Annotated in this window: 17 protein-coding genes and 1 pseudogene; 11 read left to right on the plus strand and 7 right to left on the minus strand. The window is 49.4% G+C overall.

What is annotated here, in order from left to right; genetic code table 11:
- Positions 1–6: 6 nt before the first annotated feature.
- From ppsA to HMPREF2608_RS03755, 5 genes are all read left to right on the plus strand, one after another.
- Positions 7–2,391, plus strand: a complete 2,385-nt coding sequence (gene ppsA / locus HMPREF2608_RS03735; RefSeq protein WP_070826018.1) for a phosphoenolpyruvate synthase — start codon at positions 7–9, stop codon at positions 2,389–2,391.
- A gap of 270 nt (positions 2,392–2,661) precedes the next feature.
- The gene (locus HMPREF2608_RS03740) at positions 2,662–3,366 is read left to right on the plus strand and encodes a peptidoglycan DD-metalloendopeptidase family protein (protein WP_070826019.1); all 705 of its coding nucleotides are present in this window, start codon (positions 2,662–2,664) and stop codon (positions 3,364–3,366) included.
- Between the two features lie 171 nt (positions 3,367–3,537).
- Positions 3,538–4,020, plus strand: coding sequence for a hypothetical protein (locus tag HMPREF2608_RS03745; protein ID WP_070826020.1), 483 nt, complete (start codon positions 3,538–3,540; stop codon positions 4,018–4,020).
- Between the two features lie 205 nt (positions 4,021–4,225).
- Entirely contained in the window at positions 4,226–5,185 is a 960-nt protein-coding gene (locus HMPREF2608_RS03750) for a DnaJ C-terminal domain-containing protein (RefSeq protein WP_039862375.1), read from the plus strand.
- Positions 5,186–5,200: 15 nt separating this feature from the next.
- Positions 5,201–5,491, plus strand: coding sequence for a chaperone modulator CbpM (locus HMPREF2608_RS03755; RefSeq protein ID WP_049336193.1), 291 nt, complete (start codon positions 5,201–5,203; stop codon positions 5,489–5,491).
- A gap of 117 nt (positions 5,492–5,608) precedes the next feature.
- Here the strand turns inward: HMPREF2608_RS03755 and HMPREF2608_RS03760 are convergent, their stop codons facing one another.
- Entirely contained in the window at positions 5,609–5,803 is a 195-nt protein-coding gene (locus tag HMPREF2608_RS03760; protein ID WP_070826021.1) for a YbdD/YjiX family protein, read from the minus strand.
- Positions 5,793–7,874: a carbon starvation CstA family protein gene (locus tag HMPREF2608_RS03765; RefSeq protein WP_070826022.1), complete on the minus strand. Its 2,082-nt coding sequence runs from the start codon at positions 7,872–7,874 to the stop codon at positions 5,793–5,795. Before HMPREF2608_RS03765 ends, HMPREF2608_RS03760 begins: the two co-directional genes overlap by 11 nt.
- Before the next feature lie 330 nt (positions 7,875–8,204).
- On the opposite strand from HMPREF2608_RS03765, the gene HMPREF2608_RS03770 reads away from it, so the two are divergent.
- Positions 8,205–8,948: a pseudouridine synthase gene (locus tag HMPREF2608_RS03770; protein WP_036493902.1), complete on the plus strand. Its 744-nt coding sequence runs from the start codon at positions 8,205–8,207 to the stop codon at positions 8,946–8,948.
- A 59-nt stretch (positions 8,949–9,007) separates the two neighbouring features.
- Here HMPREF2608_RS03770 and alr read toward each other — a convergent pair whose 3' ends face one another.
- Positions 9,008–10,066 carry an alanine racemase gene (gene alr, locus HMPREF2608_RS03775; RefSeq protein ID WP_070826023.1) on the minus strand — a complete coding sequence of 353 codons (1,059 nt, stop codon included), beginning with the start codon at positions 10,064–10,066 and terminating at the stop codon, positions 9,008–9,010.
- A 216-nt stretch (positions 10,067–10,282) separates the two neighbouring features.
- Between alr and HMPREF2608_RS03780 the strand changes: the two genes are divergently transcribed.
- Together HMPREF2608_RS03780 and HMPREF2608_RS03785 are read left to right on the plus strand one after the other, a co-directional pair.
- Positions 10,283–10,744: a winged helix-turn-helix transcriptional regulator gene (locus HMPREF2608_RS03780; protein ID WP_003747450.1), complete on the plus strand. Its 462-nt coding sequence runs from the start codon at positions 10,283–10,285 to the stop codon at positions 10,742–10,744.
- Positions 10,745–11,318: 574 nt separating this feature from the next.
- Positions 11,319–12,656 (plus strand): GTPase/DUF3482 domain-containing protein, encoded by a 1,338-nt coding sequence (locus tag HMPREF2608_RS03785; protein ID WP_070826024.1) that lies wholly within the window; start codon positions 11,319–11,321, stop codon positions 12,654–12,656.
- Positions 12,657–12,726: 70 nt separating this feature from the next.
- Here HMPREF2608_RS03785 and HMPREF2608_RS03790 read toward each other — a convergent pair whose 3' ends face one another.
- From HMPREF2608_RS03790 to HMPREF2608_RS03800, 3 genes are read right to left on the minus strand one after another with little or no spacing between them, the layout of a single operon-like run.
- Positions 12,727–14,133, minus strand: coding sequence for an efflux transporter outer membrane subunit (locus HMPREF2608_RS03790; protein ID WP_141761457.1), 1,407 nt, complete (start codon positions 14,131–14,133; stop codon positions 12,727–12,729).
- Between the two features lie 56 nt (positions 14,134–14,189).
- Entirely contained in the window at positions 14,190–17,402 is a 3,213-nt protein-coding gene (locus HMPREF2608_RS03795; protein WP_070826026.1) for an efflux RND transporter permease subunit, read from the minus strand.
- A gap of 11 nt (positions 17,403–17,413) precedes the next feature.
- Positions 17,414–18,682 (minus strand): efflux RND transporter periplasmic adaptor subunit, encoded by a 1,269-nt coding sequence (locus tag HMPREF2608_RS03800; RefSeq protein WP_070826027.1) that lies wholly within the window; start codon positions 18,680–18,682, stop codon positions 17,414–17,416.
- Positions 18,683–18,908: 226 nt separating this feature from the next.
- Between HMPREF2608_RS03800 and HMPREF2608_RS03805 the strand changes: the two genes are divergently transcribed.
- The gene (locus HMPREF2608_RS03805) at positions 18,909–19,544 is read left to right on the plus strand and encodes a multidrug efflux system transcriptional repressor MtrR (protein WP_070826028.1); all 636 of its coding nucleotides are present in this window, start codon (positions 18,909–18,911) and stop codon (positions 19,542–19,544) included.
- 63 nt (positions 19,545–19,607) lie between these two features.
- Here HMPREF2608_RS03805 and ettA read toward each other — a convergent pair whose 3' ends face one another.
- Complete coding sequence (gene ettA / locus HMPREF2608_RS03810; RefSeq protein WP_036493894.1) at positions 19,608–21,284, minus strand: energy-dependent translational throttle protein EttA; 1,677 nt, start codon at positions 21,282–21,284, stop codon at positions 19,608–19,610.
- A 342-nt stretch (positions 21,285–21,626) separates the two neighbouring features.
- On the opposite strand from ettA, the gene HMPREF2608_RS03815 reads away from it, so the two are divergent.
- Both HMPREF2608_RS03815 and HMPREF2608_RS03820 read left to right on the plus strand, forming a co-directional pair.
- Complete coding sequence (locus HMPREF2608_RS03815; RefSeq protein ID WP_036493892.1) at positions 21,627–22,979, plus strand: SLC45 family MFS transporter; 1,353 nt, start codon at positions 21,627–21,629, stop codon at positions 22,977–22,979.
- Between the two features lie 76 nt (positions 22,980–23,055).
- A pseudogene (locus HMPREF2608_RS03820) lies at positions 23,056–23,761 on the plus strand (glycoside hydrolase family 65 protein); the annotation flags it as partial.

The following is a 23,761-nucleotide window of genomic DNA, read 5'->3' on the forward strand; positions in this document are numbered from 1 at the left end:
ACACAAATGGCCGAAAACTACGTTATTTGGTTTGAAAACCTGCGTATGACTGACGTTGAGCGAGTGGGCGGTAAAAATGCCTCTTTGGGCGAAATGATCAGCCAACTGACTGAAAAAGGCGTGCGCGTTCCCGGCGGTTTTGCAACCACAGCCGAAGCTTATCGTGCTTTCCTGGCTCACAATGGTCTGAGCGAGCGTATTTCCGAAGCCCTGAAACAACTGGATGTTGAAGACGTTGCCGAATTGGCACGCGTGGGTAAAGAAATCCGTCAATGGATTTTGGATACCCCGTTCCCTGAGCAGCTGGATGCTGAAATCGAAACAGCTTGGAACAAAATGGTTGCCGATGCCGGCGGTGCGGACATTTCCGTTGCCGTACGTTCTTCCGCAACAGCAGAAGACTTGCCGGATGCTTCTTTTGCCGGTCAACAAGAAACCTTCTTGAACATCAACGGCTTGGAAAACGTTAAAGAAGCCATGCACCATGTATTCGCTTCCCTGTACAACGACCGTGCCATTTCTTACCGTGTCCACAAAGGCTTCGAACACGACATCGTTGCCCTTTCAGCCGGCGTACAACGCATGGTGCGCTCCGACAGCGGCGCGTCCGGTGTGATGTTCACCATCGATACCGAGTCCGGTTACGACCAAGTCGTTTTCGTTACCTCTTCTTACGGCCTGGGCGAAAACGTCGTACAAGGCGCGGTCAACCCTGACGAATTCTATGTATTCAAACCTACTTTGAAAGCGGGCAAACCGGCTATCCTGCGCAAAACCATGGGTTCGAAACAAATTAAAATGATCTTTACCGACAAAGCCGAAGCCGGTAAATCTGTCACCAACGTTGATGTACCTGTAGAAGACCGTCAACGCTTCTCCATTACCGATGCCGAAGTAACCGAGTTGGCTCATTACGCGCTGACCATCGAAAAACACTACGGCCGCCCAATGGACATCGAATGGGGCCGCGACGGCTTGGATGGCAAACTCTACATCCTGCAAGCACGCCCTGAAACTGTAAAATCTCAAGAAGACGGCAGCCGCAACCTGCGCCGCTTCTCTATCAACGGCGAAAAAGTTGTCTTGTGCGAAGGTCGTGCCATCGGTCAAAAAGTTGGCCAAGGTAAAGTTCGCTTGGTGAAAGATGCTTCAGAGATGGATTCCGTTGAAGCAGGCGACGTACTCGTTACCGACATGACCGACCCGGATTGGGAGCCGGTAATGAAACGTGCTTCTGCCATCGTGACCAACCGCGGCGGCCGTACCTGCCACGCAGCGATTATCGCGCGTGAATTGGGTATTCCGGCCGTAGTCGGCTGCGGAGACGCAACCGATCTGCTTTCAGACGGCCAAGAAGTTACCGTATCTTGTGCCGAAGGCGATACCGGCTTCATCTACTCCGGTCTGCTGGACGTACAAATTACCGATGTTGCTTTGGACAACATGCCTAAAGCCCCTGTCAAAGTGATGATGAACGTTGGTAACCCTGAATTGGCATTCAGCTTCGCCAACCTGCCTAGCGAAGGTATCGGCTTGGCACGTATGGAATTCATCATCAACCGTCAAATCGGTATCCACCCTAAAGCTTTGTTGGAATTTGACAAACAAGACGACGAATTGAAAGCGGAAATTACCCGCCGCATCGCCGGCTACGCTTCTCCTGTCGACTTCTATGTCGATAAAATCGCAGAAGGCGTGGCAACTTTGGCTGCTTCGGTTTACCCACGCAAAACCATCGTCCGTATGTCTGACTTCAAATCCAACGAATACGCCAACTTGGTGGGCGGCAGCATCTACGAACCGCACGAAGAAAACCCAATGTTGGGCTTCCGTGGTGCAGCGCGTTATGTTGCTGACAGCTTCAAAGACTGCTTCGCACTCGAGTGCAAAGCCTTGAAACGTGTCCGTGACGAAATGGGTTTGACCAACGTCGAAATCATGATTCCATTCGTCCGCACTTTGGGTGAAGCCGAAGCTGTTGTCAAAGCCCTGAAAGAAAACGGTTTGGAACGCGGCAAAAACGGCCTGCGCCTGATCATGATGTGCGAGTTGCCAAGCAACGCTGTATTGGCAGAACAATTCCTGCAATACTTCGACGGCTTCTCCATCGGCTCTAACGACATGACCCAGCTGACCCTCGGCCTCGACCGTGACAGCGGTTTGGTATCCGAATCCTTCGACGAACGCAATCCTGCCGTTAAAGTGATGTTGCACTTGGCAATCTCTGCCTGCCGCAAACAAAATAAATACGTCGGCATTTGCGGTCAAGGCCCGTCAGACCATCCGGACTTTGCCAAATGGCTGGTTCAAGAAGGTATCGAAAGCGTATCGCTCAACCCTGATACCGTGATTGAAACTTGGCTGTATTTGGCTAACGAATTGAACAAATAAGTTCGATGAGACCAAAATCCCCTGCCCATCTATCTCGGCAGGGGATTTTTATTGCCTTATTCAATGCCGTCTGAAAAAACTTTCACTTTCTTTTACCTTGCTGAAAAAGTCCTTTATCATCAAAATGATAAAAAAATATGCCGCCATATCCACAAATTTTCAATGTTAATATACTGCCTTTATGTATTTTATCCCATGCCTTTTGAGTGAACCTTTTTTCACTCTTCCTATCTATCATATACAGTATAACGATACCTTTAGAAACAACTCATGAATACAAATTTTATTTCCACCTTTCAGACGGCCTTAAAACGTCTGGCACTCATCAGCACCATTGCCGTCTTAGCAGCCTGCGCCGGCAACAACACTTCTTCCAACCGCGCCGTACCCGACGGCTACTACAAAGTCCGTCCCGGCGATACCCTGACCCAAATCGCCAAACGGTACGGACAAAACGTCAATACATTGGTTGCATGGAACAACCTTCCCAACGCCTCACAAATCGAAGTCGGCCAAGTATTGCGCGTCCGCCGTCATGTTGCCTCCCGCAATACTGCTACGCAGCAACGCCAAGCAACCGCCGTTACCCCGATCAATCGGTTAAGTTTGCAATGGCCGACCGATAACGCCTCATCTTCCATTATCCAACGATACAACAGCACAACCAGCAAAGGCATAGATATTGCAGGCACACAAGGCCAACAAATCCGTTCCGCCGGAGCCGGTACCGTTATCTACGTTGGCGAAGAAGTCCGCGGCTACGGCAAGCTAATTTTAATCAGCCACAACGACTACACCATTACCGCCTATGCCCACAACGACACGCTTTTAGTACAAAAAGATCAAAAAGTCCAAGCCGGCCAAGTTATCGCCACCATGGGCAGCAGCGATACAGACAGCGTCAAGCTGCATTTTGAAGTTCGTCTAAACGGCAAAGCAGTCGATCCCCTGCCTTATTTGACTAGAACAAATTAATACCTTAATCAAAAGGCCGTCTGAAATAACTTTATTTCAGACGGCCTTTTGATTATCTTGCTATAACAGCTATTTCAACAAAATCTTTTCCTATTTAACTTATGTTGATTGAGTGTAAACGCCATTATACAATAACAACTCTTTTTAACATTCCATTTCAGGTACCCTACTATGTCTCCTAACCGCATCCTTGCAACCGCATTCTTGTTTGCATCTGCATTTGCCAGCGCAGATGTCCATATTGATGAAAGCATTCCTTACCGCGATAAAGAAGAAATCGATACCCGTATTGTTTCCGAGTGTTTAGAAGTGGGCAGTATTATGTCCAAATCTTTGCAAGAAACTGCAGCCAAAAGTGATGTAACGGTTGTCCGTGATGGTAAAAAACAAGGCACATACGCAGATATCGCCATTACTTCCGCCATGAGCGCAGGCAATGCCTTTATCGGTCACGCCAAAGGGATGGCGGTTTCAGCCACTTTGTATGTTGACGGCAAACAAGTTAATAAAAAAACCTTTACCCGCAACTCTTCTGGCGGCATGTTTGGCGCTTATAAAAGCTCTTGTGCTGTCTTAAATCGCACTTCTAAAGTTTTGGGTTCTGACATTGCACAATGGGTGGTTCGCGAACAAAAAAATACTCAAGACAAATAAAACCCCAATTTGATAAAGGCCGTCTGAAAAACCGTATTTCAGATGGCCTTTATATTTTCTATTTCTCTAAAAACAAAGAAATAAATTACCCATTAATCATTGTCAGAAATAGAGAATTTTATTTCCAATGCCCTTGATTTTAGAATATCTACCCTCAATTATTAAAAATATAAGAATTTTGTATATGAGCAGTCAAAGGAATAACATGGCAGAAAAAAACTATTATGAAATACTAGGCGTTGCCAAAGATGCGGATGAGGCCGAAATCAAAAAAGCCTACCGAAAACTGGTGCGCAAATACCACCCCGATGTCAGCAAAGAACCTGACGCAGCCGAACGTACGGTAGAAATCAACCGTGCCTACGAAACGCTTTCCGACAAAGAAAAGCGGGCCGAATACGATGAAATGTTGGCTAATCCTTACGGACGCAGCGCCGGAGGCAATCCGTTCGGTCAAGGCGGCAATCCGTTTGGCAATGGATTTAACGGCGGCGGCTTCCGCTATGAACGTCATGAAGGCGAACCGTTCGGAGCGGGAGACTTCAATTTTGAAGATCTGTTTTCATCATTCCGCCAATCCCACACTCGTTCCGAGCAACCCCGCGGCCCAATAAAAGGCGAGGATCAACATGCTGAATTGAGTATTGATATTTACGCAGCGTATGTTGGCGCAGAACGTAGCATGACTTTGAATGTGCCAACTCTAGACGAATACGGACGTGCGGTTTATCAAAATAAAACCCTCAACGTCAAAATCCCCAAAGGCATTGCAGAAGGCCAACAAATCCGTTTGGCCGGTCAAGGTTTGCCGGGATATAACGGTGGAGAAAACGGTGACTTGTACTTAAAAATCAAGTTCCACGACCAACCTGATTTATACGTCAAAAACAGGAAAGACGTATATCAAACAATAGATGTCAAACCTTGGGAAGCCGTATTGGGCGGCAAAATCATCGTCCCTACCGCTTCAGGCCGCTTGCAGGTCAATCTGCCTGCCAACAGCCAAAGCGGTAAAAGCATCCGCCTCAAAGGCAAAGGTATTCCTGCAAAAGAAGCCGGAGACCTTTATCTCAATATCCGCATTAATGTTCCGCCAGTAGAGAGCGAAGCCGACCGTGCCGCATGGGAAAAATTAGCCGAACACTTTGCCGCGAAACAAGCATAAGAGAAAGGATAAATTATGATTCAGTCCTCCGATGTTACCCTTACTTTTGAAGAAATCGTTGCCGCCAGCCGCTGCCGTCGTGATTGGCTGTTGGAACTTATAGCAGAAGACATCATCAGCATAGATGGAGTGCCCGAAAAAAGCACCTTCAGTGGTTTTCATCTTGCCCGCATCCGTCGCGCACAACGCTTAAGCCGTGATTTTGAGGCCGGCATTCCTGCATTGGGGCTGATTATGCGGCTGTTGGACGAGGTGGAAGAACTCAGAAAAATACAGCGTCCGCTGGTCCTGCTCGAAGAAGAGTAAATATTGGCAAGTTGTTCAATTAAATATTGATGACAAGACAAAGTTTTTGATTTTTATTGATATTCCATAATGAAAGGCCGTCTGAAAATATTTTCAGACGGCCTTTTTATGCCTTCATTAACAACAGCGTCCACCGTTGCCGCCGCAACGGCGTTTGCGGCAGTAGTCTTGGAATTGCAGCTCGGTCATGACCGGTGCGTCGGGATTATGTCTGCGTTGACGGGCAACGTAATTTTCATAATCCGGGACACCGACCATCAAGTTCGCTGTCAACTTGATGGTTTTCCACCAAGAGGCAAGCTTATGCTTCACTTTGAGCCTCCGGCTGTTTACCGTCGCGGTACACTGCTGGAATTTCTTTAGCAGTTGGCCAGCCGACTTTGCGGGCTTTCATGGCGGTACGAAAACCGTACACGGCGACAATCACGACAACTGCCAGGAACAAAGCGGTCAGACCGGCATTGATTTGGTCGTTGAAGATGATTTGTGACATTTCGCCAATGTCTTTAGCTGGGGCAAGGACTTCGCCTGAGGCCAAGGCATCGCGGTATTTGCCTGCATGAGCCAAGAAGCTGACGCGTGGGTCGCTGTGGAACAGTTTTTGCAAACCGGCATAGCAGGTTACAAACAATACGCCGACAGCAGGAACCAAGGTTACCCAAACATAGCGGTCGCGTTTCATTTTCACCAATACAACGGTACACATAATCAACGCTACACCTGCAAGCATTTGGTTGGCGATACCAAACAACGGCCAGAGCGAGTTGATACCACCCAGAGGGTCGGTTACGCCGGTATAGAGGAAGTAACCCCACAATGCCACGGCAAAGAATGTTGCAACCAAGTTGGCAGGGATAGAATCGGTGTTACCGAATGGTTTGTAGAAGATACTGCCCAAGTCTTGAATCATGAAACGGGCAACGCGTGTACCGGCATCAACCGCGGTCAAGATGAACAAGGCTTCAAACAGCAAGGCAAAGTGATACCAGAACGCCATCATGGCTTCACCCGGAATCAGACGGCTCATGATGTGTGCCATACCAACTGCAAGAGTTGGTGCACCGCCTGCACGAGACAGAATGGTGTTTTCGCCCACTTCTTTAGCAGTATGCAACAGAGTTGCGGCATCAACAGAGAAATTCAGTTTAGTGGTGATGACTTCGGCAGCTGTGTTGGCATCTGTACCAATCAGCGCAGCCGGACTGTTCATCGCGAAGTACACGCCTGGATCAAGCGAAGCGGCGGCAGCCAAAGCCATAATGGCCACAAAACTTTCCATAATCATGCCACCGTAACCGATCATGCGGACGTGGGTTTCGTTTTCCACCATTTTTGGTGTGGTACCTGAAGAAATCAACGCATGGAAGCCTGAAACCGCACCACAAGCAATGGTAATAAACAAGAATGGGAACAATGCACCGGAGAATACCGGACCTGAACCATCGATAAAGTGGGTAACAGCAGGCATTTGCAGGGTTGGGTTAACAATAACGATACCCAAAGCCAAAGCTGCAATCGTACCGATTTTCAGGAAGGTAGACAGATAGTCACGCGGAGTCAGCAAGAGCCAAACCGGCAATACGGAAGCCACGAAACCGTAAATCATAATCGCCCAAGTCAGCTGAATGCCGTCAAGGTCGAACCAATGGCCGAAGGAGCTGTGGGCAACATCTTCACCGTAAATCACAGCCAACATCAGCAAAATAAAGCCGACGATGGAAATCTCGCCAATTTTGCCCGGACGGATATAACGAGTGTAGATACCCATAAACAGGGCAATCGGCATAGTCGCTGCGATGGTGAACGTACCCCAAGGGCTGTGAACCAATGCTTTCACAACGATCAGCGCCAACACCGCCATAATGATGACCATAATCATCAAAATACCGATGGATGCAATCACGCCTGGGACGGTACCGAGTTCTTGTTTCACGATATCGCCCAAAGACTTACCGTCACGGCGCATAGAAACAAACAGCACCATCATATCCTGTACGGCACCGGCAAATACCACGCCGAAGATAATCCACAAAGTACCGGGCAGATAACCCATTTGCGCTGCCAATACAGGACCAACCAGAGGGCCTGCGCCGGCAATAGCGGCAAAGTGGTGGCCGAACAGTACGCCTTTATGTGTGGGAACATAGTCCAAGCCGTCATTGTGGCGTTCTGCCGGAGTCAGACGGTTAGGATCAAGCTGCATCACACGGTTGGCAATGTAAAGACTGTAGAAACGGTAGGCAATGCAGTATACCGAAATGGCGGCCGTAACCATCCAAATCGCACTGACTTGCTCGCCACGGCTGAGAGCTAAAGTAGTAAAGGAGGCCAAGCCTACCAAAACCACAATGCCCCAGATCAAAAATGATTTGAGCGATTTCATTGATTTATCCTTAAAACGTGATGCACCAAGGCTTGCTTTAGCGACAAACTGCCTTAATGCGCTTCAGAAAGACCAGTCATTATAGTCTTCATGATTTCATGAGTGAAATGTCATTTCAACCCCAATTCGACTGAAAACAAAATGATTAGTTCGTCCGTAAGGTTAACACAAACAGACAATATACCCTTCATTTTTTACTTCAAAACCAAATATTCCTTAACATATAGCAAACGAAAGGCCGTCTGAAAACCCAAATATTCAGTTTTCAGACGGCCTGACAAACGGTCAATGCTATAATCCGATATTCCCATTTCTCTATATTGCCATACCATGCAAAACAACGATTCCGAAACCATGCGCCTCTCCAAACGCATGGCGCAATTAGGCTTATGCTCGCGCCGCGAGGCAGACAGCTACATCGAGCAAGGCTGGGTCAAAGTAAACGGCCAAACCGCCGTACTCGGTCAAAAAGTCACCGAGCGCGACCGCATCGACCTCAACAAACAAGCCCATGAAAAACAAGCCGCGCGCGTAACCATCCTGCTGAACAAACCTGTCGGCTACGTCAGCGCGCAGGCAGAAAAAGGCTATAAGTCCGCCGCCGAACTCATTACCGCCGACAACCATTGGGAAGGTGACGACAGCCGTATCCCTTTCAGCGAAAAGCACAAATTCGGCTTAGCCCCTGCCGGCCGCCTGGATATCGACTCTGTCGGATTGTTGGTACTCACTCAGGATGGCCGCATTGCCAAACAACTGATTGGCGAAAACAGCAGCAGCGAAAAAGAATACCTCGTCCGCGTCCGCGGCAAACTGGATGACAAAGGCCTCGCCCTACTCAACCACGGCTTGAGTTTGGACGGAGAAAAATTACGCCCTGCCAAAGTCGAATGGCAAAACGAAGACCAGTTGCGCTTTATTTTGCGACAAGGCAAAAAACGCCAAATCCGCCGCATGTGCGAACTGGTCGGCCTGCGCGTCGTCGGTTTGAAACGCATCCGCATGGGCAAAGTCAAACTCGGCAGACTGCCGCCGGGCAAATGGCGTTATTTACGCGCTGACGAATCGTTTTAATTGCAGATAACAAACAGGCCGTCTGAAAACATATTTCAGACGGCCTTATCTTTTACTGCTTACTCAATATACGTAAACTTCGCACGTTTAATATTGCAGAGGATTTCGTACGGAATCATACCGGCAACTTCGGAAACTTCATTGATATTAATTACATCGCCCCAAAGCTCGACTTCCGCGCCCAAGCCTTCTTTCGAGGCTTCCAGCTCAACCGTAATCATATCCATAGATACCCTGCCGATAATACGGCTACGCTTACCATCCACGGCCACAGGGGAATTAGTAGAAGCGCGACGCGGATAACCGTCGGCATAGCCGCAGGCAATCAAACCGACACGGGTAGATTTGCTGGTGTAGAACGTTGCGCCGTAGCCAATCGGAGAATGCGGCTGCAACACGCGCTCGCCGAAAACGCGGGAAGTCAGGCGCATAACAGGTTTCAACCGCTCATCCACCCCGCCGAAAGGCGAAATACCGTATAAAGCCAGACCGGCACGTCCCCAATCGCGGCGTGCTTCAGGCACGTTCAAAATCGCGGCGGAATTGGCCAAGCTCTCTTCGCCTTCCAAACCCTCACACGCCAAATCAAACGCTTCAAGCTGCATTTCGGTCATGCCGTTTTCCGGTTCGTCCGCGCAGGCAAAATGGCTGAATTTCACAATATTTTCAACCGATTCGGATTGTTTTAATGCAGTATAGGCCGCGGCATAATTATGTGGGAAGAAACCGGCACGGTGCATACCCGAGTCCATTTTCAGCCATACGGTTGTCGGACGTTGCCACTCATGATGCACAAACGCCTCCAACTGCCATTGGCTGCCGATTGCCGGCCACAAATCATAACGGTCAACATCCGCATACTCCGCAGCCTCAAATACGCCTTCCAACAAAACAATCGGATTTTTAATGCCGTTTTGACGCAATTCCACACCTTCATCTACCGTTGCCACCGCAAAGCCGTCGGAAATATCCGCCAACGCGTGTGCACATCTGACCGCGCCATGCCCGTAAGCATCGGCCTTAATCACAGCCAACAATTTATTGCCGTGCAACTCTTTGAGAAAACGATAATTTTGACGTAAATTATCCAAACGGATTTGCGCATTGAGCGGACGCATAATGTATTCCTCTTATCGGCATTCCGTTTCAGACGGCCTGCCCTATTACTTTGAAGTAAATATTATAGGTCAAAAACTACACAGGATTCCATGAAATACACAAGATTAATCTATTCATAATCTAGAACTCATGCGCGCCTTTAGGCATTTATGCTTCTTCTCAGGCTGTTTTAAGGTTATGATTCAATCCAAATGAAAACGACAGACATCAAGGCCATGAAAGAACTCGACAAAACCGACTTAAAAATTCTCAAACTCCTACAACAAAACGCACGTATCCCCATGACTGAATTGGCCGAAAAAGTCGGCCTCTCCACCACGCCGGTAACCGAACGCGTCCGCCGCTTGGAACGCGACAACCTTATTACCGGCTATCACGCCCATCTGAATCCTCATGCTTTAGGCCAAAGCCTCCTGGTCTTTGTCGAGCTGAAACTGCGCTCCAAATCCGGCAATATTTTTGAAGACTTCAAACGCGAAGTGCTGAAGATTCCGCAAATTCTGGAATGCCACTTAGTCTCCGGCGAATACGACTACCTTATCAAAGTCCGCCTGCCCAATATGTCCGCCTATCGCGATATGCTCGGCAATATCCTGCTGCAACTGCCGGCTGCAGCCGAAAGCCGCAGCTATGTTGTCATGGAAGAAGTCAAAGAAGAAGTAGTATTAGACATCTAATTCTATTCAACAAACAAAGGCCGTCTGAAAGATTACAACATTCAGACGGCCTTTGTTTTAAATAGGCAAAAAAAATGCACACATCCGACAGAATGTGTGCCAAGTCTACAAAGGAGAAATAGAGGAGAAACTATTAACTGACTACTCGAACCAGCTAACGAAACGAATTATGCAACAAGATATTCAACCGCGCAAGTATTTTTCTTGTAAAGTTTCTTAATTATTCGATTTACAAATTTTAAATGTAATCATGTTTCAATATAGATAAAAAAATGCGCATACCGTTTTGATATGCGCCAAGTCTACAAAGGAGAAATAGAGGAGAAAAATCAAGCTGCATCAAGCAACTCAACGGCGCGAATTATCCTAGCCTTCTACCCGCCTGTCAACCGTTTTCCTATCTATTTTCAAGTATTTTGCTAAAAAACAACAAATCCGCTATTCCCCTCTTTTTCTTGCTATTTTCGCCCATATATGAAAAAAATTTAGGACCGTCTGAAACATATATTGCCACTAAAGATAAACAGCTCCATACTCACACATTCATAGTCCATATCAACCCAACCCAAAGACCATGACCACCCCACTTTCCCTTGCCGTCGTCGGCCATACCAACACAGGCAAAACCTCGCTCTTACGTACGCTTTTGCGCGACAGTACCTTCGGCGAAGTGAAAAACGCGCCCTCTACCACGCGCCATGTCGAAGAAGCCCTTATCAACGACGGCGACGACAGCTTGGTTTACCTCTACGACACACCCGGCCTTGAAGATGCCGGCGGCGTGTTGGACTGGCTGGAAACCCATACATCCGCACGCGATGACGGCATTGAGCGCATCCAGCAATTCCTCAACAGCCATGAAGCGCATCACGAGTTTAACCAAGAGGCCAAAGTACTGCGCCAAGTCATGCAAAGCGATATGGCCATGTATGTCATCGATGCGCGGGAACCCGTCCTCGACAAATACAAAGATGAGCTGACTATTTTGTCTTGGTGCGCCAAGCCCATCATGCCCGTGTTCAACTTCACCCAAAATCAAGACCTGACCGCTTGGACCAATATGCTCGCCCGCAGAAACCTGCATGTTTACGCCGGTTTCGATACCGTTGCCTTCGACTTTGAAGGCGAAATCCGATTGTGGGACAACCTTGCCACCATGTTACCCAAGCGCGACATCCTCGACCGCCTCATCAATATGCGCCGTCGCGAATGGCAACGGCTGGATACGGAAGCGCGCCGTGAAATTGCCGATTTTCTGCTGGATGCCGCCGCATTCACCCAAGAAATTGCCGAAAACGACGACCCTGCCCCGACTTTGGAGGTCATGCAATCGGAAATCCGCCAACTCGAACGGCAAATGCAACAACGCCTGTTCACACTTTACCGCTTCTATCACGACGAAGTCGGCAGCGACAGCACATGGATGCCCAAAGCCTTCAAACAAGATCCGTTTGACAGCGAGTTGCTCAAACATTACGGCATCCGTACTGGTACCGGCGCAACCGCAGGCGCGCTCATCGGCTTAGGCTTGGATATTGCCACGCTTGGCGGCTCGCTTGGTTTAGGTACAGCCATCGGCGGACTATTGGGCGGTATTTTGCCCAATGCACAAGACATCACCGACAAAATCAACGGCCGACAAACCCTGCATACCGATCCGGAAACCCTTACCCTGCTCGCCGCACGCGCACTGGATTTGTTGCACGTCTTGCAAACGCGTGGCCATGCGGCTCAATCACACATCGAGCTAAAAGAACGCAAAGTGCCATGGAATGCTGCCAAATTGCCAAGCGAACTCAACAAAGCGCGCAGCAACCGCAAATGGTCTTCGCTTAACACACACCAGCCCGAACTCAGCCGTAACGAACGCGCAGCCTATGTCGCCACTTTAAGCGAGAAATTAAAAGCTTAGAATTGCCGCATAACAAAAAGGCCGTCTGAAACCTAAATGTTTCAGACGGCCTTTTAATCTTAGCAAATACTTATTCAGCAGCTTTGGTCTCTCGTTTCAAACCACCGCCAAGTGCTTTATACAAGTCGGCAAGGTTTTCCAAACGGATCAACTGATTGGCCAAAAGAGCAGTATCCGCTCCGTAACTGCTGCGTTCGGCATCCAATAAATCCAATGCGCTGGATACACCATGTTTGTAACGCAGGCTGATGAGGCGCAGGCTGTCGTTGTAAGCACGGCTTTGTTTGCTCAACGCTTCATAGCTTTTATCCAGCTGTTCGCGTGCAACCAAAGCATTGGAAACATCCTTGAATGCGGATTGAACGGCAGCTTCATAAGCAACGATTTGTGCCTGTTGGCGCAGTTTGGCTACGTCAAGATTGGCTTTGTTTGTGCCCCAGTCAAAGATAGGCAGAGTGATTGACGGTGCAAAAGCCCAAATACCTGTACCGCTCTTAAACAGGCCGCTCAACTCGCCGGAAGCCGTACCAACCGAACCGGTCAGGCTGATGCGTGGGAAAAACGCCGCACGAGCCGCGCCGATATTGGCATTGGCTTGTTTGAGCGCGTGTTCGGCCGCACGGATATCCGGACGATTGAGCAACACGTCCGAACTCAAACCGGCAGGCAGTTTGGTCATTTTGAACTGTTTGCTCAAAGGCAAACCGGCAGGCAGGTCTTCGGGCAAAGGCTGATTAATCAACATAGCCAAGGAATTGCGCGCTTGCTCGCGGTTTTTCACCGCAGATGCGTAATCCGCTTTGGCCGATTCAATCAGGGCTTCCTGTTGGCGCAAATCAACGGCGGAAATCACACCGGCCTTATGACGCAATTGCGAGAGCTTGTAAGTCGCTTCACGGGTTTGCAATACGCGTTGTGCCAATGCCATGGTTTCTTCAGCGTAGCGTTCGTTAAAGTAGGCTTTGGCAACGGTAGAAATCAAGGTCAGATGCGCAGCATCGCGGTTGGCGGCCACATTGAAATAACCTTGCAACGCGGCTTCACTGGTGCTGCGGACACGGCCGAAAAGGTCAAGCTCATAAGAAGCCGCGCCCAAACCAACGCTGTATTGGCTGCTGACGCTGCCGCCGCTCAAGCTGCCTTGACGCGAACCTGTACCGCTGGCATTGACGGTTGGCAACAAGTTATTACGCGCAATCATATATTGCTTGCGGTAGATTTCCGCATTCAGTGCGGCTGTACGCAAATCGGTATTGCGTTCCAATGCGATGTCGATCAGGCGGTGAAGGCGCGGATCGGCAAAATAGTCTTGCCAACCCAATTCGGCAGCACGGATACCGTCGTCAACAGTGTCGTATTTAAACGTATCGGCAACGGCAACTTGAGGCTGCTCATATTTCGGCATCATGGTACAGGCCGACAAAGCCACGGCAGCGGCAACAGCGGTCAGTACAGGTTTGAATGTAATCTTCTTCATTTTAGAATCCTTTAGCATTTTGAGGCCGTCTGAAAATTTTTCAGACGGCCTTTGCTTTAGTGCTTGTCTGAATCGTGTTTACCGTCTTCAATCATGCCGGCTTCAGCGGCGTGTTTGGCGGCCATCTCATGCTCGTGTGCAGTTTCTTTAAAGAATTTGCGCACAACCACATAGAACAAAGGCACAAGGAACACAGACAGAATCGTACCGATCAACATACCCCAGAACACGGTCGTACCAATCGCACGTTGGCTGGCGGAGCTGGCACCGCTGGCAACATAGAGCGGCACCACGCCCAAGATGAAGGCGAACGAAGTCATGATAATCGGACGGAAACGCAAGTGTGCGGCGGCAAGCGCAGCTTCAAGCGCGCTCTTGCCTTGCGCTTGCAGGTCTTTGGCAAACTCGATAATCAAAATCGCGTTTTTCGCACTCAAACCCATCACCGTAACGAAACCGACTTGGAAGTAGATATCGTTGGCGTATGCCGGAATACTGCCCAGTAATGCTTCAAACATGTTACGGCCAGTCACACCCAATGCCGCGCCAATCAAGCCCAACGGAATCACAAGGATAACCGCCAACGGGATAGACCAGCTTTCGTACAAAGCAGCCGATACCAAGAATACAGCGGCAGCGGCCAATGCGTACAATACGACAGTTTGCGAGCCGCCTTTAGCCTCTTCACGAGACTGGCCTCCCCATTCCAGACTGTAACCGCCGCCCATGTCATCAACCATTTGCTGTACCGCAGTCATGGCCTGACCGGAAGATACGCCATTAACAGGCGAGCCGGAAAGCTCCATTGCCGGATAACCATTGAAGCGGACGCTTTGTTCCATACCGTTTTCCCAAGAAACAGTAGCAATGGTAGAAAGCGGTACAGCAACGCCGGATTTGTTCGGCACGGTCAGGTTCAGAATATCGGCAGGCTGCATACGGGCACTCGCATCAGCTTGTACCATCACGCGTTGCAGACGTCCTTGATTTGGGAAGTCGTTGACATAAGACGAACCCAAAGAAGAAGCCAAAGCAGTACGGATATCAGAGAACGAAATACCTTGTGCGGCTGCTGCAGAGCGGTTGATGTCGATTTTCAACTGAGGCGCATCTTCCAAACCGCTCGCACGAACGGTACTTGGGTTAAACAAACCGCTTTTGCGCATTTTGTCAATCAACTCATTGCGCTTGGCCAACAATGCAGCATGGCCGCTGTTGTTACGGTCTTGCAGGTAAATCGTCAAGCCGGAGCCTGTACCCAATTCCATAATGGCTGGAGGCACAATCGCCAAACCGAAACCGTCTTTCAGCGTAGCCATCATCATGCCGGTCAACTTACCGGAAATAGAAGTCGCATCGCTGCCCGGGGCAGTACGTTCGCTCCAGTCTTTCAGAATGACAAAGCCCAAAGCCATGTTTTGACCGGAACCTGAAAAACTGAAGCCGGAAACGGTAATGATGTTCTCAATCTCAGGTATAGATTTTGCCAGCTGAGTGATTTGAGCCAAAGTTGCATCGGTACGCTCTTTGGTCGCGCCGGCAGGCAGCTGTACGCTCAACATCAAGTTACCTTGGTCTTCAGTCGGCAAGAAGGAAGTCGGCAGACGCATAAACAGGAATACGCCCACAACAGTCAAACCAATATAGACAACCATCATGCGCAAAGTCTTGCGCAAGACTTTGGCAACCCAGCCTTCGTAGCCGTGTGTCCAGCTGTCGAATTTTTTGTTAAACCAACCGAAGAAACCTTTTTTCTCTTCGTGATGACCCTTCTGAATCGGTTTGAGCATGGTGGCACATAATGCCGGCGTCAGCGTCAAGGCAAGGAATGCGGAGAATGCAATCGATGCCGCCATGGTCAAGGCAAACTGTTTGTAAATGTTACCTGTTGCACCGCTAAACATTGCCAGCGGAACAAATACGGACATCAACACGGCAGTAATACCAATCACCGCGCCGGAAATCTGACCCATTGCTTTTTTGGTTGCTGCTTTAGGCGGCAAACCTTCCGTCGCCATAATACGCTCTACGTTCTCAACGACCACAATCGCATCGTCAACCACGATACCGATCACCAATACCATCGCAAACATGGTCAATACGTTAATCGACATGCCCATATAAGAAATAAAGGCAAAGCCGCCCAACAGCGAAATCGGCACGACAATAGTCGGAATCAACGTATAGCGGATGTTTTGCAGGAAGAGAAACATTACTAAGAATACCAATACGATGGCTTCCAAAAGCGTATGGATCACTTTCTCAATCGAAATTTCCACAAATTTGGAAGTATCGTAAGGAACTTTCCAGCTCATGCCGTCTGGAAAATACTTCTGCAAAACCGCCATTTTTTCTTTTACTGCAGTCGCCGTTGCCAAAGCGTTACCGCTGTTAGACAGCATCACTGCCATACCGGTGGTGTTCACACCGTTCAAGCGGGTGGAAGAAGAATAGTCTTCCATACCCAAGCTGACTTTGGCAACGTCTTTCAGATAGACATTAGAGCCGTCGGTATTTGATACCAAAATGATGTTGCCGAACTCTTCAGCCGTTCTTAATTGCCCTTCCGCAGTAACGGTCGCCGAAATGGTCTGACCTGCAGCCGCCGGCAAAGAACCGATAGAGCCTGCAGAAATTTGGATATTTTGAGTAGCCAGTGCGTTGGTTACCGTTGCAAAAGACAGGTTGTAGTTTTGCAGTTTTTTCGGGTCAACCCAAATACGCATGGCGCGTTGCGCACCAAACAATTGTACCTGCCCTACCCCGTCGATACGCTGCAGTTCAGGAATGATATTGCGCTGGGCGTAATCGTTCATTTCCTCAATGGATTGCTTTTCAGAAGAAAGCATGACCACTTGCAAGAAGTTGGAACGCGCCTTAGATACGGTTACACCATATTGTTGTACGGTAGAGGGCAATGTGGACAACACTTCCGACAATTTGTTCTGCACGTCTACCTGCGCCAAATCTTCATTGGTTTCCGGTGTAAACGTCAGACTGACGCTGCCGCTGCCGCTGGAATTGGCAGAAGTCGTCATATAGTCCAAACCTTCCACACCGTACATATTACGTTCGATAACGGCCAGTACGCTGTCTTCCATTACCTGAGCAGAAGCGCCCGGATAAGTAGCGCGCAAAGTAATGGTCGGTGCAGCAACGGACGGATATTGGGAAATCGGCAGTTTTTGAATGCCGAAAATACCCGCTGCGATGATAAAAATCGCAATAACCCATGCAAAGATGGGGCGGTCAATAAAAAACTTAGACATTCACGCGTTCCTTATTTGGCTTCAGATGCAGCTTTAGCTTCAGGCTTGGCCTCGGATGCAGCTTGGCCGTCTGAAACTGCCGGTGTTGCTGCCGCAGCGCTTGCAGGCGGCGTCCATTCTTTCGGCGTTACCTGTTTAGCACCCGACATAGCGGCAATGCTGATGCCTTCAACAATCACTTTGTCGCCGTCTTTAAGGCCGTCTGTAATAACCCAATTGCTACCTTGCTGTTGGGCAATGGTCACGACACGCGCTTCCATTTCGCTCTTGTCATTCACTACCATCACAGTATCTTGCGAACCGCGGGTAACTGCTTGTTGCGGCACTACAAATGCATTATCTACTGCCACTTGCTCCATCAACACGCGTACATACAAGCCCGGCATCAAGATATTTCTGTCGTTAGGAATGGCGGCGCGCAAGGTAATTTGACCGGTTGTTTCGTTGACAGTCGGATCTGCAAACAGCAGACGGCCTTTTTCAGGGTAAACCGTACCGTCGTCAAATTTGATATCCACTGCAATCGCGCCGTTTGCCGCCAACAATTTGCCTTCGGCAACCTGTTGACGCAGTTTCATGACCTCACTCGCAGACTGGGTAACATTGACATACATCGGATTAGTTTGTTGGATGGTGGCTAAAACAGTGGTATCGCCGGAATTCAGCAGCGTACCTTCAGAAACTTTAGATTGACCGATAAAGCCGGAAATCGGCGCAGTAATGCGGGAGCGGTTCAGGCTGATACCGGCAGATTTGATGGCTGCTTGAGCGGATTTGACGCCTGCCTCTGCCGAACGCTTGGCCGTTACGGCCGCATCATATTCTTGTTGGCTGATGGCATCGGCGGCAACCAGCGGTTTGTAGCGGGCCAGGTCGGCGTTCGCTTTGGCCAAAGTAGCTTGCGCACTCGCCAACTGGGCGTGTGCGCTTTCTAAGTTTGCTTCATAAGATGAGCTGTCGATTTGATATAAAGGCTGACCGGCTTGCACATAGCTGCCCTCTTGGAACAGGCGTTTTTGCAGAATACCGCCGACTTGGGCGCGAACTTCGGCAGTACGCAATGATTCCAGACGGCCCGGCAACTCGGTTGTCAATGCAACGGTTTCCGGATGCACAGTGACCACGCGGACTTCAGGCGCAGGTTGTTTTTGCTGTTGCTGACTGCCTTGCGCCTGTTGGCCGGCTGCTTTTTCATCGCCTTTGCCGCAAGCGGAAAGCGCCAACGCAGTAGCTGCTGCAATTGCCGCGACACGCATCATTTTAGAAGCATAAAGAGCCATAATTTTCCTATCTCTATGATAAATAAAGGTTTGACTAATTAAAAATTGATTACTTTAATCTCATATTTCGCAAACAGAAATTGCCTGCTTTTATGAAAAACAGGCTGATTATATAGTGTTGAGAAACACTATCAAGTATTGAATTAAATTATACATACATTTTTGCATGTTCAGAAGTAATTTTTTATAATCCGGACCATAAATTTACATTCCCCACAAAACAACTATGAGAAGAACCAAAACCGAAGCCTTAAAAACCAAAGAATATCTCATGCTTGCCGCATTGGATACGTTTTATCAGAAAGGCATTGCCCGCACCTCGCTCAACGAAATCGCCCAAGCCGCAGGCGTAACGCGCGGCGCGCTGTATTGGCATTTCAAAAACAAAGAAGATTTGTTTGTCGCCTTGTTCCAACGGATTTGCGACGACATCGAAAGCTGCATAAAAGAAGACTCGAACAACAATAACGAACAGGCTTGGTCAAGCTTCCGACTAACCCTGACCCGTTTTTTCGAGCGCCTGCAACACAACGATCTTCACTACAAATTCCACAGCATTTTATTTCTAAAATGCAAACACACCGAGCAAAATGAGGCGGTCATTGCCATCGCTAAAAAACACCAATCACTATGGCGTGAAAAAATCGTTGCCGTCCTGACCGATGCGGTACAACAAAAAGCCCTGGCGGATAACTTAGACATCGACATGGCGGTCATCTTCATCAAGTCTTCATTAGACGGCTTGATTTGGCGCTGGCTTTCTTCAGGTCAAGGCTTCGATTTGGCCCAAACCGCCCCCCGTATGATTGAAATCATCATTGATACATTGGAAAACCATCCGCAATTAAGAAAACAATCCTAAACATTAAAACTTAAGGCCGTCTGAAACTTTGAAGTTTCAGACGGCCTTTTGGTTTAAACCTAATTAACGTGTTACCGGTTTGTAGCGGATACGTTTCGGTTTCGCGCCCTCTTCACCGAGTCGGCGTTTCTTATCGGCTTCGTATTCCTGATAGTTACCGTCGAAGAACACCCACTTAGAGTCGCCTTCACAAGCCAAGATATGCGTGGCGATGCGGTCGAGGAACCAGCGGTCGTGCGAAATCACCATCACGCTGCCGGCAAATTCCAGCAATGCGTCTTCCAGCGCGCGCAGGGTCTCCACGTCAAGGTCATTGGACGGTTCGTCCAGCAGCAACACATTGCCGCCGCTCAACAAAGTTTTTGCCAAGTGCAAACGTCCGCGTTCGCCGCCTGACAATTGACCTGCGATTTTGCTTTGGTCGCTGCCTTTGAAGTTGAAGCGTCCCAAATATTGGCGGGCGGGAATTTCGAACTGTCCGACCTGCAAAATATCGCGGCCTTCGGCGATGTTGTCGAACACGGTTTTGTCGTTTTGCAAACCTTCGCGGCTTTGGTCAATCAGGCTCATTTTCACGGTTTGGCCGATTTTCACTTCGCCGGAATCGGGCTGCTCTTTGCCCGCAATCATTTTGAACAGCGTCGATTTACCCGCGCCGTTCGGGCCGATGATGCCGACAATCGCGCCCGCAGGCACTTTGAAGCTCAAATCGTCAATCAGCACTTTGTCGCCAAACGATTTGGAAACATTCACAAATTCAATCACTTCGTTACCCAAACGCTCGGCAACGGGAATGAAGATTTCCTGCGTTTCATTGCGTTTTTGGTATTCGTAGTTGCTCATTTCCTCGAAACGCGCCAAACGCGCCTTGGACTTGGCTTGGCGGCCTTTGGCATTCTGGCGCACCCATTCCAATTCCTGCTTCATCGCCTTCACGCGCGCGGCTTCGGATTTCGCCTCGTTTTCCAAGCGTTTTTCTTTCTGCTCCAGCCAAGACGAGTAATTGCCTTTCCACGGAATACCGTGGCCGCGGTCGAGTTCCAAAATCCATTCGGCGGCGTTGTCGAGGAAGTAGCGGTCATGCGTTACCGCAACGACTGTGCCGGGGAAACGCACCAAGAATTGCTCCAGCCATTCCACCGATTCCGCATCCAAGTGGTTGGTCGGCTCGTCCAGCAGCAGCATATCGGGCTTGCTCAACAAGAGTTTGCACAAAGCGACGCGGCGTTTTTCACCGCCGGACAGATTGCCGATTTTTGCATCCCATTCCGGCAGGCGCAGCGCATCGGCGGCGATTTCCAATTCGTGTTCCGCACCGCCGCCCGTGGACGAACCCGCCGCAATAATCGCTTCCAAGCGGCCCTGCTCTTCCGCCAGCGCGTCAAAATCCGCATCGGGATTGGCGTACTCGGCATACACTTCTTCCAAACGTTTCTGCGCGGCGGCCACTTCGCCCAAACCGCTTTCCACTTCCTCGCGTACGGTTTTCTCAGGATCAAGCTCCGGCTCTTGCGGCAGATAGCCGATTTTGATGCCGCCCATCGGCACGGCTTCACCCTCGAATTCCTTATCCACACCCGCCATAATCCGCAGCACGGTGGACTTGCCCGCGCCGTTCAAACCGAGCAGGCCGATTTTCGCGCCGGGGAAGAAGGAAAGGGAAATATCTTTAATGATGGTTTTCTGCGGCGGCACAACCTTGCTCACTCGCAGCATAGAATAGACGTATTGTTGGGACATGGTTTTTCTCGATTCGGTCAAACAAATTTCAGACGGCCCATTTTAACCGATTGCTCAAATACTTGCTTGTTCAAATGCCGTCTGAAAATAGAAATCGGCATCACAAGATGCAGCAAAGCCGAACCAATGCTTTCATTCTCCAAAATTTTCAACACGAAACCGTAAAAAATTTGATTTAAGCCAGTTTATCTTTGAACAAACATTGCCAATATTCGATACGCTCCATAAAATGCGCCTATATCCTTGAAAGTACATAAACAAATAATAACGACAAAGAAACACCGCGCTAAAAACAATTTCAGATTTCCCAATACAAATACTTTTAAAATAAGGATTTGCCTCATGTCTGAACATACGCAAAAAACAACAAAACAAGGTTTGCCCTCACTGGCAAAAAGTACGATTTGGATGCTGAGCTTCGGCTATCTCGGCGTTCAGACGGCCTTTACCCTTCAAAGCTCGCAAATGAGCCGAATTTTTCAAACGCTAGGCGCTGACCCGCACAATTTGGGCTGGTTTTTTATCCTGCCGCCGCTGGCCGGTATGTTGGTTCAGCCGATTGTGGGCTACTACTCAGACCGCACTTGGATGCCGCGCCTGGGCGGCCGCCGCCTGCCCTATCTGCTTTACGGCACGCTGATTGCGGTTATCGTGATGATTCTGATGCCCAACTCGGGCAGCTTCGGTTTCGGCTACGCTTCTTTGGCGGCTTTGTCGTTCGGCGCGCTGATGATTGCGCTGTTGGACGTATCCTCCAATATGGCGATGCAGCCGTTTAAGATGATGGTCGGCGACATGGTCAACGAGGAGCAAAAAAGCTACGCCTACGGGATTCAAAGTTTCTTAGCGAATACGGGCGCGGTTGTGGCGGCGATTCTGCCGTTTGTGTTTGCGTATATCGGTTTGGCGAACACAGCCGAAAAAGGCGTTGTGCCGCAGACCGTGGTCGTAGCATTCTATGTGGGCGCGGCGTTACTGATTATTACCAGTGCGTTCACGATTTTCAAAGTCAAAGAATACGATCCGGAAACCTACGCCCGCTATCACGGCATCGACGTCGCTGCGAATCAGGAAAAAGCCAACTGGTTCGAACTCTTGAAAACCGCGCCTAAAGCGTTTTGGACGGTGACTTTGGTACAATTCTTCTGCTGGTTTGCCTTCCAATATATGTGGACTTACTCGGCAGGCGCGATTGCGGAAAACGTTTGGCAGACAACTGATGCTTCTTCCGTAGGCTACCAAGAAGCAGGCAACTGGTACGGCGTTTTGGCGGCGGTACAATCCATTGCTGCCGTTATCTGCTCGTTTATTCTGGCAAAAGTACCGAACAAATACCATAAAGCCGGTTATTTCGGTTGCTTGGCTTTGGGTGCACTCGGTTTCTTCTCCGTTTTCTTCATCAGCAACCAATACGCGCTGGTGTTGTCTTATACCTTAATCGGTATTGCGTGGGCCGGTATCATTACCTATCCTTTGACGATTGTGACCAATGCCCTCTCAGGCAAACACATGGGTACTTATTTGGGCCTGTTCAACGGTTCTATCTGTATGCCTCAAATCGTCGCTTCGCTGCTGAGTTTCGTCCTCTTCCCTATGCTGGGCAGCCATCAGGCAACTATGTTCTTGGTTGCCGGCGCAGTCTTGCTGATGGGGGCTTTCTCAGTATGCCTGATTAAAGAAACCCACGGCGAATAATCCGTTTCAACACCATCGGCAAAGGCCGTCTGAAACCTTTGCCGATCTGACAATTTTAATAACAGGAGCTTCATAAATGTACACGAGAATCATGGAAGTCAGCCCTTGGACACTGCGTTCGACAAAACTGGAAAAAGAGCACAAACGGCTGCAAGAGAGCCTGACCAGCTTGGGCAACGGCTATATGGGCATGCGCGGCAACTTTGAAGAAACCTACTCCGCCGACAGCCACTTAGGCACCTACATCGCCGGCGTGTGGTTCCCCGACAAAACCCGCGTCGGCTGGTGGAAAAACGGCTATCCAAAATATTTCGGCAAAGCCATCAACGCGCTTAATTTCAGCAAAGTCAAAATCTTTGTCGATGGACAAGAGGTGGACTTGGCGAAAAACGACGTTGCCGACTTCTCCGTCGAACTCGATATGCAGCACGGCGTGTTGCGCCGCTCGTTCACCGTATTCGGCGTGCGTTTCGATGTGTGCAAATTCCTGTCCGTCGCGCAAAAAGAGCTGGCTCTCATCCGCTGGGAAGCCGTATCCGTTGACGGCAAAACCCACCAAGTCCGCATCGATTCCATCATTGATGCCGACGTGAAAAACGAAGACTCCAACTACGAAGAAAAATTCTGGCAGGTATTGGACAAAGGCGTTTCAGACGACCGCTCCTACATTGCCACCCAAACCGTCGCCAACCCTTTCGGCGTGGAACAATTCATCGTCAACGCCGAGCAAACCTTCGCCGGCAGCTTCAAAGCCCTAGGCGGCAGCCAAACCGATTGGCAGG

This window comes from Neisseria sp. HMSC064D07, assembly GCF_001837185.1.
Taxonomy (GTDB): domain Bacteria; phylum Pseudomonadota; class Gammaproteobacteria; order Burkholderiales; family Neisseriaceae; genus Neisseria; species Neisseria flavescens_C.